At 69.7% G+C, this 16,829-nt stretch carries 11 protein-coding genes and 1 pseudogene; 9 read left to right on the forward strand and 3 right to left on the reverse strand.

Features of this window, described 5'->3' with window-relative positions; genetic code table 11:
• The first annotated feature begins 122 nt into the window (after window positions 1–122).
• Genes ASD65_RS16410 through purH form a run of 3 tightly spaced genes read left to right on the forward strand, consistent with a single transcriptional unit; the run spans window position 123 to window position 3,901 of the window.
• Complete coding sequence (locus tag ASD65_RS16410; RefSeq protein WP_200948727.1) at window positions 123–1,670, forward strand: cell division protein PerM; 1,548 nt, start codon at window positions 123–125, stop codon at window positions 1,668–1,670.
• A 4-nt stretch (window positions 1,671–1,674) separates the two neighbouring features.
• Entirely contained in the window at window positions 1,675–2,259 is a 585-nt protein-coding gene (gene purN, locus ASD65_RS16415; RefSeq protein ID WP_056225166.1) for a phosphoribosylglycinamide formyltransferase, read from the forward strand.
• Window positions 2,260–2,293: 34 nt separating this feature from the next.
• Window positions 2,294–3,901, forward strand: a complete 1,608-nt coding sequence (purH, locus tag ASD65_RS16420) for a bifunctional phosphoribosylaminoimidazolecarboxamide formyltransferase/IMP cyclohydrolase (RefSeq protein WP_056225169.1) — start codon at window positions 2,294–2,296, stop codon at window positions 3,899–3,901.
• Between the two features lie 37 nt (window positions 3,902–3,938).
• Here purH and ASD65_RS16425 read toward each other — a convergent pair whose 3' ends face one another.
• Window positions 3,939–5,363 (reverse strand): dihydrolipoyl dehydrogenase family protein, encoded by a 1,425-nt coding sequence (locus tag ASD65_RS16425; RefSeq protein ID WP_056225172.1) that lies wholly within the window; start codon window positions 5,361–5,363, stop codon window positions 3,939–3,941.
• Between the two features lie 134 nt (window positions 5,364–5,497).
• On the opposite strand from ASD65_RS16425, the gene ASD65_RS16430 reads away from it, so the two are divergent.
• The 5 genes from ASD65_RS16430 (at window position 5,498) to ASD65_RS19410 (ending at window position 11,652) form a co-directional block, all read left to right on the forward strand.
• On the forward strand, window positions 5,498–6,973 hold the full coding sequence (locus ASD65_RS16430; protein ID WP_056226333.1) for an AlkA N-terminal domain-containing protein: 1,476 nt from the start codon (window positions 5,498–5,500) through the stop codon (window positions 6,971–6,973).
• Entirely contained in the window at window positions 6,970–7,467 is a 498-nt protein-coding gene (locus ASD65_RS16435; RefSeq protein WP_056225176.1) for a methylated-DNA--[protein]-cysteine S-methyltransferase, read from the forward strand. The genes ASD65_RS16430 and ASD65_RS16435 overlap by 4 nt, the downstream gene beginning before the upstream one ends.
• 343 nt (window positions 7,468–7,810) lie before the next feature.
• Window positions 7,811–9,628, forward strand: coding sequence for an ABC transporter ATP-binding protein (locus ASD65_RS16440; RefSeq protein ID WP_056225178.1), 1,818 nt, complete (start codon window positions 7,811–7,813; stop codon window positions 9,626–9,628).
• The gene (locus tag ASD65_RS16445; protein ID WP_056225182.1) at window positions 9,625–11,436 is read left to right on the forward strand and encodes an ABC transporter ATP-binding protein; all 1,812 of its coding nucleotides are present in this window, start codon (window positions 9,625–9,627) and stop codon (window positions 11,434–11,436) included. Before ASD65_RS16440 ends, ASD65_RS16445 begins: the two co-directional genes overlap by 4 nt.
• 90 nt (window positions 11,437–11,526) lie before the next feature.
• A complete protein-coding gene (locus ASD65_RS19410) occupies window positions 11,527–11,652 on the forward strand; it encodes a hypothetical protein (RefSeq protein WP_268778146.1) in 126 nt (41 codons plus the stop codon).
• Window positions 11,653–12,068: 416 nt separating this feature from the next.
• On the opposite strand, the pseudogene ASD65_RS16450 reads toward ASD65_RS19410, so the two are convergent.
• A pseudogene (locus ASD65_RS16450) lies at window positions 12,069–13,408 on the reverse strand (DUF222 domain-containing protein); the annotation flags it as partial.
• A 546-nt stretch (window positions 13,409–13,954) separates the two neighbouring features.
• Entirely contained in the window at window positions 13,955–14,407 is a 453-nt protein-coding gene (locus tag ASD65_RS16455) for a GNAT family N-acetyltransferase (protein ID WP_056225186.1), read from the reverse strand.
• 142 nt (window positions 14,408–14,549) lie between these two features.
• Here ASD65_RS16455 and ASD65_RS16460 point away from each other — a divergent pair, with 142 nt between their 5' ends.
• Window positions 14,550–16,769: an NADP-dependent isocitrate dehydrogenase gene (locus ASD65_RS16460; RefSeq protein ID WP_056226339.1), complete on the forward strand. Its 2,220-nt coding sequence runs from the start codon at window positions 14,550–14,552 to the stop codon at window positions 16,767–16,769.
• The last annotated feature ends 60 nt before the right edge of the window (window positions 16,770–16,829 follow it).

A 16,829-nucleotide genomic window follows, 5' to 3' on the forward strand; every position in this document is an offset into this window, starting at 1 on the left:
GGTTGACCTCCGCGTAAGACGTTAGCGGTCTTGCGGGCTTTCCTGTGGAGAAGCTGAACGGATGCTTCGTCGGGCGTGGCCGTGCGGGGAGGCCCCACGGCGCTCGGTAGGGTCGATGAGGCATGCATCGTCTCCTCATCGCACTCCTGTCCGCGTTCGACGCGGCCGTCGCCGCCGCAGCGGGCGTGGTCCTCGTCCTGGCCCCGCTCACCGTGCTGTGGGTGGTCGGATTCGGCGGCACCGCGGACTGGGCCACACTCTGGCCGGTGGGGGCCTCCATCTGGCAGCTCGGGCATCTCGTGCCTCTGTTCATCACCCTGCCGGAGCTGTACCTGGTCGAGGCGGGGATCGCCCCGGATGCGGCATCCTTCGTCCTCTCTCTCGCACCGCTGGCGCTCACCGCCTTCACCGCGATCTTCGCCGCCCGCTCCGGCGCCCGTGGGTCGCGCGCGGACGGCTGGGCCACCGGCGTCATCGCGGGCAGCGTGACCTTCGCAGCGCTGACCACTCTCATCGCGCTCAGCGCGCGCAACCCGGTCGCCGCGATCCACCTGTGGCAGGCCGTCCTCTTCCCGACCCTCGTGTTCGTGCTCCCCGCCATCGCCGGGGCCGTCGTCACCGAGTGGCGCGAAGCCGGGGCGGGCGTGATCGCACGTCTGCGCGACCGTGCCGAGGAGCGTCCGCACGGCTGGAGCGAGGTCCCCGGGCTCGCAGCCCTCGGCGCCGTCGTCGTCTGGGTCGGGCTGCTCGGGCTGGGTGCGCTCGCCGTGGCGGTGGCACTCCTGGTCGGTGGCGGCGATGTCATCGCGCTGTTCGAGGCCGGCCACATGGATGCGCTGGGCGCGACCGTGACGACGCTCGCACAGCTCGCCTACCTGCCGAACCTCGCGATCTGGGCCTTCTGCTACATCGCGGGACCCGGCTTCGCACTGGGTGTGGACACGGCCGTGTCGCCGTCCGGCACCCAGGTCGGCGTCGTCCCCGGCATCCCCGTCTTCGGCGCGGTCCCGGAGTCGTCCTCGCCGTGGCTGCTCCTGCTCGCACTGCTGCCGGTCGCGCTGGGCGCCCTCGCCGGATGGATCGCCCGCTCGAGACTCGTCGCCCCGCGCGCCGTTGCGGCCGACCGCGTCATTCCGCAGACGGCTGCCCCGTGGGCGACGGCGTCGCTCGAAGGACTGATCGGAGCACCGCCGGAGGTCGTCGAGGAGCCGGAGCCCGAGCACGAGCACGAGCACGAGCCCATCGCCGCGCGCCTCGCGCTGACCCTGGCGATCGCCGTGCTGGCCGGCGCGGGAGCGGCACTGATGGCCGCCCTGGCATCGGGATCGATCGGGCCCGGGCGGCTTGCCGAGGTCGGTCCGCAGCCGGGGCCGGTCGCGCTGGTCGTGGGCCTGGAGGTGCTGGTGGGTGCCGGCATCCTATTGCTCTCCCCGTCCTCGCGCTCACGCTCGCGCGGGCACGAGGGCTCGCACGACGTCGCCCTCACGGTCGAGGATGCTGCCACCCCGGGCACCGACGAGACCGGCCCGCTCGAGCCGCTGCCGACGTTCGTGCCGGTCGCCGCGGAGCCGCTGCCGCCCTTCCCGCCTGCCGTCGTCACCCCTGTCCCGGAGGATGAGACGGGAGGCCCGGCTCCGCGCCGGCCCGGCCCGCTCCCGCCGGTAGACTGAGCCCGTGCTCACGGTCGCGGTCCTCATCTCCGGCGCGGGCTCCAATCTGAAGGCCCTGCTGGATGCCGCGGCCGAGGAGGACTATCCCGCCCGGATCGTCGTCGTCGGCGCCGATCGCGAGGCCGACGGGTTTGCGCACGCGCAGGCCTACGGTATCCCGACCTTCCTCGTCCCGTGGAGCGAGTTCGACTCGCGCGAAGCGTGGGGCGCGGAGCTCGCGACCCAGCTGGCCGTGTGGCGTCCCGACCTGATCGTGCTCAGCGGTCTCATGCGGCTGCTGCCCGCCGAGGTCGTGGACGCGTGGTCGCCGCGCATCATCAACACGCACCCGGCGTACCTGCCCGAGTTCCCCGGCGCCCATGGCGTGCGCGATGCGCTCGCCGCCGGTGCGACCCAGACCGGCGCCAGCATCATCGTGGTGGACAACGGCGTCGACAGCGGACCGATCCTCGCGCAGGAGCGCGTGCCGATTCGCTCGGACGACGACGAGCACACGCTGCACGAGCGCATCAAGCCCGTCGAGCGTCGCCTCCTCGTCGATGTGGTGCGCCGCATCGCGACCGGCGAGCTCGATCTCTCCGCCCCCTGAACTCCCTCCAGCCCCGATCCGTCAGGAGCCCCTTATGGCCGGTCCGGCCCACGACCCCTCTCTGTACCGTGAGCGCGACATCGTCCCGATCCGGCGCGCGCTCGTCTCCGTCAGCGACAAGACCGACCTGCTGAGGCTCGCCGAGGCGCTCGCCGCCAGCGGCGCCGAGATCGTCTCGACCGGTTCGACGGCCGCGACCATCCGCGACGCGGGCTTCGCCGTCACGGACGTCTCCTCGGTCACGGGCTTCCCCGAGTCCCTCGACGGTCGCGTCAAGACACTGCACCCGAGCGTGCACGCCGGCCTCCTGGCCGACCTGCGCCTCGAAGATCACGAGCGTCAGCTCGCCGAGCTGGGCATCGCGCCCTTCGAGCTCGTCGTGGTCAACCTGTACCCGTTCATCGAGACGGTCGCCTCCGGCGCCCAGGGCGACGACGTGGTCGAGCAGATCGACATCGGCGGCCCCGCGATGGTCCGCGCCTCGGCGAAGAACCACGCCAACGTCGCCATCGTCGTCTCGCCCGAGTCCTACTCGGGCGTGATCGATGCCATCAAGGCCGGCGGCACGTCGTTGACGCAGCGCCGCGAGCTCGCGGCACGGGCGTTCGCCCACACCGCGGCGTACGACACTGCGGTCGCCACCTGGTTCGCCGACGGCACCCTCGGGTCGGAGGAAGACCTCCCCGCCCACCTCACGATCAGCGCCGAGCGCCTCGCGACGCTCCGCTACGGCGAGAACTCGCACCAGCGCGCGGCGATCTACTCCCGCACCGGCGGCCACGGCATCGCCCAGGCGACACAGCTGCAGGGCAAGGAGATGTCGTACAACAACTACATCGACGCCGACGCCGCCCTGCGCGCCGCCTTCGACATGGTCAAGCCCGCCGTCGCGATCATCAAGCACGCCAACCCCTGCGGCATCGCGGTCGCGGCCCCGAACGCGCTGGACCCCATCGCCAGCGCCCACCTGCGCGCGCACGAGTGCGACCCGGTGTCGGCGTTCGGCGGCGTCATCGCGGCGAACCGCACAGTCACCTTGAAGATGGCGGAGAACCTGCGCGACATCTTCACCGAGGTGATCGTCGCGCCCGACTTCGAGCCCGCCGCCCTGGAGGTCTTCGCGCTCAAGAAGAACCTGCGCGTGCTGCAGCTGCCGACCGACTGGCAGCAGGAGCGCATGGACGTGCGCCTCGTCTCCGGCGGACTGCTGCTGCAGGACGCGGACCGCTTCCCCGACGACATCGAATCGGTCGCGAAGAACTGGGAGCTCGTCTCCGGTGAGCGTCCGGACGAAGCCGAGATGACGAACCTCATCTTCGCGTGGAAGGCGTGCCGCGCCGTCAAGTCCAACGCCATCGTGCTGGCCAAGGGCTCGGCCACGGTCGGCGTCGGCATGGGACAGGTGAACCGGGTCGACTCCTGCCGCCTCGCGGTCGAGCGGGCGGGGGATCGTGCCGCAGGATCGGTCGCGGCATCCGACGCCTTCTTCCCGTTCGCGGACGGCCCCCAGGTGCTGATCGACGCCGGTGTCTCGGCGATCGTGCAGCCCGGCGGCTCCGTGCGCGATGAAGAGGTCATCGACGCTGCCCGCAAGGCCGGCGTGACGATGTTCTTCACGGGTGAGCGTCACTTCTTCCACTGACCCGCATCGGTGACCGACCGGCCGTCTGACCTCCGGGTCAGGCGGCCGGTCGTCCGTAGGCCTCGAGCAGGCGCAGCCACACCTCGCTGAGCGTCGGGTACGACGGCACGGCGTGCCACAGGCGCGTGAGGGGTACTTCCCCGACGATCGCGATGGTCGCGGCGTGCAGCAGTTCGGCCACGTCCGGACCGACGAACGTCATACCGATGAGCACGCCGCGATCCTCATCGACGACAGCCCGCGCCTGACCCTCGTAGTGGTCGGCGCGTGTGGTCGCTCCCGCGAGCCAGGACAGGTCGTAGTCCAGGACGCGGATGCGGTGGCCCGCAGCCTCTGCGGCCGCAACGGTGAGCCCCACCGACGCGACCTCCGGATCCGTGAAGGTGACCTGCGGGACATGGGCATGGTCGGCGGTCGCGACATGCGCGCCCCAGGGTGCGTCATCCACCTTCTCGCCCTTCGCCCGAGCCGCGATCACATCGCCCGCCGCGCGCGCCTGGTACTTGCCCTGGTGGGTGAACAGGGCGCGATGGTTGACGTCGCCGACGGCGTACAACCAGTCCGTGCCTGTCACGAGCATTGTGTCGTCGACGGTGAGCCATGCGCCGGCGGCGAGGCCGATGGTCTCCACGCCGAGGTCGCCCGTGCGGGCGGTGCGTCCGGTCGCGACGAGCACCTGCTGAGCGACGACGCGGCCCCCGTCATCGAGCGCCAGCACGGCGTTCTTCTCGGTGCGATGGGCGGAAACGACCTCGACGTGGGTGCGCACCGTCACACCGAGGCGGTCCAGCGACTGCTGTACGAGTTCCGCGGCGAACGGTTCCATCGTGCCGAGGACCCCGGACCGCGCGATAAGCGTCACCTTCGCGCCCAGCCCGGCGTAGGCGGTGGCGATCTCCACAGCCACGACACCGCCGCCGATGATCGCGAGCGAGTCCGGGATGTCGTGGGCGCTGGTCGCGTCGCGGCTGGTCCACGGCGCGATCTCCCGCAGCCCGGGGACGTCGGGCAGCAGCGGGACCGACCCGGTCGCCACGACCACGGCGTGGCGGGCCTTAAGCAGGGTGACGGTGCCGTCGGCCGCGGTGACCCGCACCCGCTTGACCCCGATGAATTCGGCGTGGCCGCGCACGAGGTCGATCCCGGTCTCGGCGAGCCAGGTGACCTGGGAGTCGTCGTTCCAGTCGTGCGCGATCCGATCGCGGCGCCGCAGGACGCCGGCGACATCGAGGTCGCCCGTCACGGCCTGCTTCGCTCCGTCCACGTCTTGCGCGGCCCGTACGGCCGCTGCGGCGCGCAGCAGCGCCTTCGACGGCATGCACGCCCAGTAGGAGCATTCGCCGCCCACGAGCTCGGCCTCGACGATGACGGTGCGCAGACCGCCCTGCATCGCGCGGTCTGCCGCGTTCTCGCCCACCGCTCCCGCACCGATCACGATGACGTCGTATTCTCGTTCGTCCATGTCTTCACGCTAGGGGGGTCGCCGCGGAGAGTCGAGGGGTGCCACGACATGGCAGTTGGCCTCATCACCGTGTCCGTTTTCCGCCAGCCGGTGTCGGTGGAGCGTGTCAGGCTAGTGCTGTGAACACACCGACCATGAGCTTCGACGAGCGGTATCGCGTCATCGAGTCCCGCGATCCGCGGTTCGACGGACAGTTCGTCACAGCCGTGAGCTCGACGCGCATCTACTGCCGCCCGAGCTGCCCGGCACGTACTCCGAAGCCGAGCAACGTCACGTTCTACGCGACGAGCGCCGCGGCGCATGAGGCGGGCTACCGCGCCTGCAAGCGCTGCCTGCCCGAGGCGGCGCCCGGTTCGCCGGCGTGGAACATCCGCGGCGACGTGACCGCACGGGCCATGCGGCTCATCGCCGACGGGGTCGTCGAGCGCGAGGGCGTCCCGGGCCTCTCGGCCCGCCTCGGCTATTCGTCGCGGCACCTCACGCGACTGCTCACCGCCGAGCTCGGCGCGGGTCCGCTCGCCCTCAGCCGCGCGCACCGCGCCCACACGGCGCGGATGCTGCTGGTCGGCACCGACCTGCCTGCAGCGGACGTCGCGTTCTCCGCGGGCTTCGCCAGCGTGCGCCAGTTCAACGACACCGTGCGGGAGGTGTTCGGGATGCCGCCGCTCGACCTGCGCGCACGGCGCCGTGGCACGAACATCGTCACGCCCGGCGCGATCGACCTGGTGCTGCCGCACCGCGGCCCGCTCGACGCGGGCGGACTGTTCGCCTGGATGGCGGCCCGCGCGGTTCCCGGTGTCGAGGTCGCGACTCCGACCTCCTTCGCCCGCACGATCGCCCTGTCGGGCGGTCCGGCCTGGTTCGAGCTGCGCGTCGACGACGCGTCCCGCGTGCGCCTGCGCGCGCGACTGACGCATCTCGGTGACCTGTCGACGCTCGTCACGCGGGCGCGACGCCTGTTCGACCTGGACGCCGACCCGATCGCGATCGACGAGGCGCTGTCGCGGCATCCGGAACTCCGCCCGCTCGTGGAGGCGACGCCCGGCATCCGCGTGCCCGGCGCCGCCGACCCGCACGAGATGCTCATCCGCGCCATGGTCGGGCAGCAGATCACCGTGTCCGCCGCACGCACGGCCCTCACCTCACTCACCGACGCGCTGGGGGAGCGGGTCGAAGGCTTCGATGGCACCGACCGGCTGTTCCCGACCATGGCCGCGATCGCCGAGCACGGAGCCGAGGTGCTGCGCGGGCCGGCCGCCCGCATCCGCGCGATCACGGGTGCCGCCGCCGCGCTGGTCTCGGGCGAGCTGTCGCTCGGTACCGGCGACGATGCGATCGACCAGCGTGCCGCGCTTCTGGCCCGGCCCGGTATCGGGCCGTGGACCGCCGACTACGTGCGCATGCGGGTACTCGGCGATCCCGACGTGTTCCTGCCGGGCGATGTCGCCGTCCGCTCCGGTGCCGCCGCGATCGGGATCCCGGCCGAACCCGGCCCGCTCACCGACTGGGCCGCGCGCACCGCGCCGTGGCGCAGCTATCTCACGACCCATCTCTGGCGCGCGGCCCCGACCGTCCGCCGCCGCACGCTCGAACCGGAGGCACACTCATGACCACTGCACTCATCCAGACCGTCGACACCCCCGACGGCGCGTTCACGATCGTCGTCGACGACCGCCAGCGCGTGCTCGCCTCCGGGTGGACCGCCGACCACGTCGTCGCCCTCGCCCGGATCCCGCGCGCGCTCGTGCCGGAGTCGACGACTGACGGAGAGACGGACGCCGCGGCCGCCGTCGCGGCCTACTACGGCGGCGATCTGCACGCCATCGACGACGTCGAGGTGTCGCAGGGCGGCACCACGATGCAGCGCGCCGGCTGGGCGGCGCTGCGCCGGATCGCACCGGGCCGTCCGCTGACCTACTCGGAGTTCGCCGCCACGCTCGGGCAGCCGTCCGCCGTTCGGGCCGCGGCATCCATCTGCGCCCGCAACGCCCCGGCGCTGTTCGTGCCGTGCCATCGTGTACTGCGCTCGGACGGCACGCTGGGCGGATTCGCCTGGGGCCTGGACGTCAAGGACAGCCTGCTCGCCCGCGAACGCGCGGCCTGACCCGCGGCTGGCGGGGCGAAGAATCGACCCTTGCGTCCAGGAAACACTCAGATATAGGCTGGAGGGCTGTCGCACCGTGGGCAACCACGGTGCGACGACCCCGCTCACCGATCCGAGGAGGATGCCATGTACCAGGCCATCGTCGCTGTGAATGTCGTCACTGCGAAGCCGCTTGCGTCCATCTTCCCGGGTGGGTCGCGCGTCGACTTCGAGGGATAAGCGCCTCCGACAACTCCTTCCGGCGCAGTTTCGCCGGTTCTCGCGTTTCTCCCCGACACCCCACGGTGCGGCGCTCTGTCGCGCCCTCCTCTCTCCACCATCGCGCAACCATCCCGCAAGGATCATGACTCCCACTTCTTCTCCTGAACGTCTTTCCACTCCGAAGGCGCTGGCCCGCCTCATCCCGTTCGTCTGGCCGGTCAAGGGCCGTCTGGCGATGGGTGCCCTCTCGGCGCTCGGCGCCGCCGTGATGACCCTGCTCATCCCGCTCGTCCTGCAGGCCGCGGTCGACGGCCCGATCGCCACCGGCAACATGGTCATGATCGTGTGGGCGTCGATCGGCGTGCTGGTGCTCGGCGTGCTGGAGGCGCTGTTCGTCTTCCTGCGCCGCGCGTTCGTGCTCACCCCCGGAACGGGTGTCGAGTACGAGATCCGCCAGCAGTTCTACCGCCGCCTCCAGCGTCTGCCCGTCGCATTCCACGACCGGTGGCAGTCGGGGCAGCTGCTCAGCCGCATGATGCAGGACATCAACCTCATCCGCCGTTGGCTGGTTTTCGGCCTGATCCTGCTCGTGGTCAACGTGCTGACCATCATCATCGGCTCCGTGCTGCTGTTCCGCTGGCACTGGCTGCTGGGCACCATCTTCCTCGTCGTGTCGATCCCGCTGTGGTGGGTCGGCTTCCGCTTCGAGCGCTCCTACGGCACGCTCGCGCGGATGAGCCAGGACCAGGCCGGCGACCTCGCCACTGCGGTCGAGGAGAGCGTGCACGGCATCCGTGTGCTGAAGGCCTTCGGTCGCGGCAAGCATGCACTGCAGAAGTTCCGCGAGCAGGTCGAGACGCTGCGCACGACCGAGCTGCGCAAGGCGCGCGAGGTCGGCGTGCTCTGGTTCTGGCTCGAGGTCATGCCGATGATCGCCTTCGCGCTGTGTCTGCTCGCGGGCATCTACCTCACCTCGGTGGGACAGCTCACCGTCGGCGAGCTGTTCGCGTTCTTCGTGATGGCCACGGCGCTGCGCTGGCCGATCGAGTCGCTCGGCTTCCTCTTCTCCTTCCTGATCGACGCCCGCACGGCGACCGACCGCATCTTCGAGGTGCTCGACGAGGAGAACACCATCGTCGACCCGGAGAACCCGGTCACCATCGCGCAGCCGCGCGGTGAGCTCGCCTTCCGCGGGGTGCACTTCCGGTATCAGGATGCCGGTGACACCGAGCGCGACCTGCTCAACGGCATCGACCTCGTGCTGCGACCCGGCGAGACCATGGCGCTGGTCGGGCTGACGGGCTCGGGCAAGACGACCCTGACGACCCTGCCGACGCGGCTGTACGACGTGACCGGTGGCACTGTCGAACTGGACGGCGTCGATGTGCGCGACCTGCGGCTCGACGAGCTGCGCACGCACATCTCGATGGCGTTCGAGGACGCGACGCTGTTCTCGGCATCCGTCCGCGAGAACGTGCTCATAGGTCGCGACGATCTCGACATCCACAGCCCGGAGGCCGATGCGGCCTTGCGCGAGGCTCTCGAGATCGCCCAGGCGCACTTCGCGTACGAGCTGCCCGACGGCGTCGAGACGGCGGTGGGCGAAGAGGGGCTCAGCCTGTCCGGCGGCCAGCGCCAGCGGCTCGCGCTCGCGCGCGCCGTAGCGGCACGGCCCGCCGTGCTGGTGCTGGACGACCCGCTGAGCGCGCTGGACGTCGACACCGAGGCGCTGGTCGAGGCTGCGCTGCGGCGGGTCCTGGCCACCACTACGGCCCTCATCGTCGCGCACCGTCCGTCGACCGTGTCGCTCGCCGACCGCGTCGCGGTGCTGGAGGCCGGCCGCATCGTCGGCGTCGGCACCCACTCGGAGTTGCTGCGCGACAACGAACATTATCGACACGTGATCTCGAGCCTCGAGGCCGAGGATCTGCGTCAGCGCGAAGCGGAGGTGAACCTGTGACCACTGTCACCGGTACCAGCGGCGAAGACCGCCACGACTACACGAAGGCCGAGAGCAAGCAGATCCGTCTGCGGTCGCTTCACCTGCTCGGGTCGCTCCTGAAGCCTCTGCGGAAGCTCGTCATCCTCACCGGAGTGGTGATCGTCGCCTCCACCGGTCTGCGGGTCCTCGGGCCCGTGCTGATCGCCTACGGCATCAACACGGCTCTTCCGTACGCGGTCGAGCAGGCGAATTGGATGCCGGCCTTCGGCGTGACCGCGGTGTACATCGTCACGGGCGTCGGGGGAGCGGCCCTGATCGGGCTGTTCGTCGTGCTGTCGGCGCGGCTGACGCAGGCGGTGCTGACCGATCTGCGCACCCGGATCTTCCGGCACACGCAGCGCCTGAGCCTCGAGTTCCACGAGAGCTACACGTCTGGACGCATCATCTCGCGGCAGACGAGCGATCTGGAGTCGATCCGCGAGCTCCTGGACGGCGGCCTCAACCAGCTGGTCCAGGGCGCGCTGTTCGGCATCTTCACGCTCGCCATGCTGTTCATCCTCGACTGGCAGAGCGGCGTCGTGCTGTTGTTCATGGGTATCCCGCTGGCCTTCCTGATGCGGTGGTTCTACCTCGAGTCGCAGAAGGGATTCCGGGTCTCGCGCGTTGTCAGCGCGAAGCTGATCGTGCAGTTCGTCGAGACGATGACCGGCATCCGCGCCGTCAAGGCATTCCGCAAGGAGAAGCGCAACGACGAGGAGTTCGGGGAGGTCTCGGCCGAGTACCGCAGCGTGAACCTCAAGCTGGTCAAGCTCTACGGCATCCTCGACCCGGGACTGATCCTGATGGCCAACGTGACGATGGCGATCGTGCTGCTGTTGGGCGCTATCCGCGTCGTCGACGGCACGCTGCTGATCGGCACGCTGCTGGCCGTGGTCATGTACGTCCGCAACTTCTTCAGCCCGCTGGAGGAGGTGGCGATGTTCCTGAACTCGTACCAGTCCGCCACGGCTGCGCTCGAGAAGGTGTCGGGCGTGCTGGAGGAGGAGCTCACTGTTCCCGATCCCGCGGAGCCGGTCGACCTGTGGACCTCGCGCGGACACGTCCGGTTCGAGGACGTCGAGTTCGGCTACGTCGGCGACCGCACGATCCTGCCCGACTTCAGCCTCGACATCCCGGCGGGGCAGACCATCGCTCTGGTGGGCACGACGGGCGCGGGCAAGTCCACGCTGGCCAAGCTCATTTCGCGCTTCTACGACCCGAGCAAGGGATCGGTGACGCTCGATGACGTCGACCTGCGCAACCTGCACCCGAAGGACCTGCGGCGCGCGATCGTCATGGTGACGCAGGAGGCCTACCTGTTCTCCGGCACGGTCGCCGACAACATCGCACTCGGCAAGCCGGATGCCTCGCTGGAGGAGATCCAGGCGGCGGCGCGTGCGGTGGGAGCGGATGCCTTCATCCAGGCGCTGCCGGACGGCTACCAGTCCGACGTCAACAAGCGTGGTGGGCGCGTGTCGGCGGGGCAGCGCCAGCTGATCTCGTTCGCGCGGGCCTTCCTCGCCGACCCGGCGGTGCTGATCCTCGACGAGGCGACGGCCTCGCTGGACATGCCCAGCGAGCGGATGATCCAGGACGCCCTGCAGACGCTGTTGGCCGATCGGACGGCGATCATCATCGCGCACCGGTTGTCCACCGTCGCGATCGCCGACCGCGTTCTGGTGATGGAGCACGGCCGCATCATCGAGGATGACACCCCCGAGACGCTGATCGCCGGCACCGGAAAGTTCTCCCAGCTGCACGCCGCCTGGAGGGAATCACTCGTCTAGCTTTTTTGCCAGCTGACCAGGAAATGCTTTTCCTCGGGAAGTGGGCTATGGTCTCCGGAACACGCCAGCTCAGTGAAGGGAAGCGAGTCCATGGCTACCAAGCCCAGCAGCACGTCGAATAAGAAGGCTCCTCAGCAGACTCTCAAGGAGAAGCGCGCCGCAAAGCGCGAGAAGGCCGAGGACAACAACGTGTTCAAGGCACGCAAGGGCTCGTAGGCCCACATGCATCGAGGGGCGTCGGACTTCGGTCCGGCGCCCCATCGGCTTTGTTGCGCTGGGTGGGTGGGCCGTTGGGGTGCGTTGGCCGAGGCGAGGTCAGGGTGGTGTCCCGGCCGCGCAGGGGCTGACGCTCGGGCATGGGTGCCCGCTGGCGCGAGCCGGTCGCAGGCTGGGACGCTCCGCTCTGGGCCGCTCCGCTCTGAGCCGGGGCACGAGCAACTCGGATCGGCACGAGGCTCTATTGCCGGGGTCAGAAGGGCGCCATGCTGCCCTCGCTGCTCGACGGCGTGAACGTGGGAACTTTCCGTTCGGGGTCGACGCGGTAGTGGCGTCCGGTGGGTGAGGTCCATTCCAGGGCGCCGCCGCTGTCGGCGATCTGGTGCACGCGCCACCGGCCGTGGTGCTTGATCGTNACGCGGTAGTGGCGTCCGGTGGGTGAGGTCCATTCCAGGGCGCCGCCGCTGTCGGCGATCTGGTGCACGCGCCACCGGCCGTGGTGCTTGATCGTGTGATGGCCTTTGCACAGCGGGGCGAGGTTGCTCAGTTCGGTGGTGCCGCCGTGTTCCCATGCCACGGTGTGATCGATCTCGCAGCGCGCCGCCGGGATGCCGCATCCCGGCGCCATACATCGCTCCGCCCGCCACCGCACCAGGCGCCGCAACTCCGGTGGCGGCCGATACCTGTCCCGCCCCACCGACAGCACCACTCCCGTCTCCGGATGGGTCAGCACCCGCATCCACCCCTCCGCGGACCCACACAACTCCCGGGCACGCGCGAGGGGGATCGGGCCGAGGCCTTCGACACTCGCCTGACCCCAACTTCCCGGGCCGCCGTTTGCGAGGCCACCGCCTCCCTGACCGCCGTGCGCCTGCTCGCCGCGTGCCTGACTACCGTGTGCCTGACCATGGTTCATCTGTCCGTGGGCCGGTCCGCCGCCGTCGCCGCCGTCGCCCAGCAACGTGAGTGCCGGGACGGTGACCACGACGGTCGCGCGGATACCGCGCGCGTCGGCGGGTGTCGCTTCGGTGGTGCCATCGATGAGGAGGTCGCCGCACACGTCCGCCCGCAACTGATCCAACGTGCGGGTTTCACGGTCCTGGGCGGCGATCACCTTGCTGATCGCGGTGAGACGGCCGTGGATGGCGTGTACCTCGACGGCGGGGCCGAACAGCATGAACCACGCCATCCCGTCCTCGGCCGGCGTGACCACCACCCGCCGCTGCTGGAGGGCCTGCTCGTGCCGCTCGGCGAGGGTGGCTGCCCGGACGCTGTCCACCAGCATCCGCAACTTCCGACGGAACGTCCCGAACGCATGCGCCTCCGCCAACCCGATCGCCGGCTCCAGCACCCGCCCGCGCAGCTCCGGTTCGACCGTGTCCACCAGGTCGACCAGTTCGGTGGCGTGCCGCGCACTCATCCGGGCGCCCTCGAGCGAATCGAGCACCTCCGGATACCGGTGCACCAACGCGTCCGCGTGCGCGACGAGCAACCCCGCGGCCGACTCGGTGATCGCCAACGCCGCCGCCAACTCCAGACGGACCGAACGTTCGATCACATCCGTGAGCAGGTGCCCATGGGCGGCCGCGTCCGCGAGCGCTTCCCGGCGCAGCGCGTCGATACGCACGTACCGGTGCGCCGCGAACACCGCGAGCATCGCCTCCGCCTCCACAACCAGGTCCAACGCGTCCGGGAACGGGGGCACCCAGCCGCCATCGTCCGGAGGGAGACCCTCGTCGGCAACGGTGCTGAACATACCTCGACATTAGAACATACCTCCGACATTGCGACCGGCCGTCGCTAGCCCGAATCGCGCAGCCGGACCCCGTCGCTGTGTGCGCCCCAAAGCGAAAATGACGGCGTAGGTTGCCCGACACGCGTACGCAGGCAGTTGTGCGCGCAGTGTCAACACAGGCCATGGCTGCGGCGCCGACGTTCGACGGCGCCCGATGGGCGCGGCCCGCCGCGACGCGGGCAATCGACGCATCCGAGCAGCGATCCGTCCATGACGCCAGGAACAACGCCGCATCCGTACCGCACCCGCCCCGCCACAAGGACCGATTCCACCGCCGCTGCGCTCACGCTCGTCGAGTCCGTCACAATCACCGGCGAATCCGCGCCACCACGACCGTCGGCGAGTACGCGCGGACACCGCCGAACGGGCACAGAAACCGGCCCTCACGCAGGGCGACGAGGCCTCGGTGGGGGAGGGGGATCCGAGGACCCGCCGCCGGTCGCGGACGGCCGTAGTGTCGAATGTCCTGCGAAATCACCCCGCAGCGCGAACCGTCGAGAAGGGGCGCTAGAGGCGGATCTCGGCGATGACCTCGCCGTACTCGGTCTCGCCGACGGGGGTGAATCCCACGCGGCGGAAGAAGGCCTCGGGGCCGTCCTCGCCCGCCTCGTAGATCGCGACGACACGGTCGACGCCGCGGGTGCGAGCCTCTTCGAGCAGCTGCTTGACGGCGAAGCGCCCCACGCCGCGGCCCTGGTCATCGGCGTCCACGTTGATGCGCCAGAGCACCGAGCGGAAGTGCTCCTCGGGCGCCTCGGGATCGAAGTTCGCGCTCACGAACCCGACGACCACATCGCCGTCGAGCACGACGCGCTGCCACGTGGTCTGCGGGTTGACCACGGTGGCGGCGATCCCGTAGCTCACCGGGGCCAGGTACTGCTCCTGGCCGGGTTTGAGCGACATGTTGTTCACGGCCACGATCGTGGAGGCGGAAAGTTCTTCCATGCGCAGCTCAGACATGGTGCCAGGCTAATGCCCACGCGAGGGGAGGGCGAGCGGATGTCGTCACGCCGGAGTCGCTTCACGGCGAAAGTATCTCGATATCAAGATAATTATCGCGTTGGGATAAGCTGGAACGACCACCCGAATGGAGACGACACCGGTGACCGACTCGACCATCATCTACACCCACACCGACGAGGCGCCGGCACTGGCCACCGCCTCGTTCCTGCCGATCATCAAGGCAGTCACCAGCCAGGCAGGGGTGGACGTCGAGACTCGGGACATCTCCCTCGCCGGCCGCGTGCTCGCGGCATTCCCGCAGAAGCTGACGCCCGAGCAGCAGGTGGGCGACGCCCTCGCTGAGCTCGGCGGTCTGGCGACGCTGCCCGAGGCGAACATCATCAAGCTTCCGAACATCTCGGCGTCGATCCCGCAGCTGAAGGCGGCCATCGCCGAGCTGCAGGCGCAGGGCTTCGCGATCCCCGACTATCCGGACGAGGCGCAGAGCCTCGAGGAGAAGGACACGCGCGCCCGCTACGACCGCATCAAGGGCTCCGCCGTCAACCCGGTGCTGCGCGAGGGCAACAGCGACCGCCGCGCGCCCCTGTCGGTCAAGAACTACGCACGCAAGCACCCGCACCGCAACAAGCCGTTCGCCGAGGGCTCCAAGACCCGCGTCGTGACGATGGGTCACGATGACTTCCGCTCCAACGAGAAGTCCGTCGTCATCCCCTCCGACGACGTCCTCACGATCCAGCACGTCGCCGAGAACGGCACCGTCACGCCGCTGAAGACCGCGCTCAAGGTCCTCCCCGGCGAGATCGTCGACGCGACGTTCCTCTCCGCATCCGCTCTGGACGCGTTCCTCGCCGAGACACTCAGCGAGGCGCTGGCCGACAACGTGCTCTACTCGGTGCACCTCAAGGCCACGATGATGAAGGTCAGCGACCCGATCATCTTCGGCCACGTCGTCAAGGCGTACTTCGCCGACGTGTTCGACACGTATGGCGACGCCATCGCGGCGGCCGGACTGACCGCGAACGACGGACTCGGCGCGATCCTCGCCGGCCTGCCGTCGATCGAAGGCGGCGCGGAGATCGCTGCGGCGATCGAGGCCGACCTGGCCGGCGGTCCCCGTCTGTCCTACGTCAACTCCGACAAGGGCATCACGAACCTGCACGTACCCTCCGACGTGATCGTGGACGCATCCATGCCGGCGCTCATCCGCAACGGCGGCAAGCTCTGGGGCGTCGATGGTGGCGAGGACGAGACGCTGGCTGTCATCCCCGACTCCTCGTACGCGAGCGTCTACCAGACCGCCATCGAGGACGTCATCGTGAACGGCCCGCTGGACCCCGCCACGATCGGCTCCGTCCCCAACGTCGGTCTGATGGCGCAGGCCGCCGAGGAGTACGGCAGCCACGACAAGACGTTCGAGATCGCCGAGGCCGGTCGCGTCCAGGTGCTCAACCAGGCCGGCGACGTGCTCCTCGAGCACGCCGTGCAGCCGGGCGACATCTGGCGCGCCACGCAGACCAAGGACATCCCGATCCGCGACTGGGTCAAGCTCGCCGTCACGCGGGCACGGGCCAGCGGTGCGCCGGCCGTGTTCTGGCTGGACGAGACGCGGTCGCACGATGCGGCCCTCATCCAGAAGGTCACGACCTACCTCGCCGACCATGACACCGACGGCCTCACCATCGAGATCCTCTCGCCGGCCGCGGCCACGCAGTACTCGATGGACCGCCTGCGTCAGGGCCTGGACACCATCTCGGTGACCGGCAACGTGCTGCGCGACTACCTCACCGACCTGTTCCCTATCCTCGAGGTCGGCACCAGCGCCAAGATGCTCTCGATCGTTCCGCTGCTCGCCGGCGGCGGGCTCTTCGAGACAGGCGCGGGCGGCTCGGCCCCCAAGCACGTGCAGCAGCTGCTCGAGGAGAACTACCTTAGGTGGGACTCGCTGGGCGAGTTCTTCGCACTGGCCGCCTCGCTCGAGCACCTCGCGACCTTCACGGGCAACGTCAAGGCGCAGGTCATGGCGGACACGCTGGATGCCGCGACCGGCACGTTCCTCGAGAACGACAAGTCGCCCGGCCGCGCGCTCGGCACCATCGACAACCGCGGCAGCCACTTCTACCTGGCGCTGTACTGGGTGCAGGAGCTCGCCGCACAGAAGGCGGATCCGGAGCTGGCCGCCGTCTTCGCCCCGGTCGCCGACGCGCTGGTCGCAGCGGAGAAGGAGATCGTCGCCGAGCTCATCGCCGTGCAGGGCTCGCCGGTCGAGATCGGCGGCTACTACCGTCCCGACGCTCAGCTCGTCGAGGCCGTGATGCGCCCGTCGCAGACTTTCAACGAGATCATCGACAACCTCGGCTGATCCTCGAGAACGACAAGAGGGGCGGATGCTGCGGCATCCGCCCCTCTTTCGTTGATGTGC

Source organism: Microbacterium sp. Root61, from assembly GCF_001427525.1.
GTDB lineage: Bacteria > Actinomycetota > Actinomycetes > Actinomycetales > Microbacteriaceae > Microbacterium.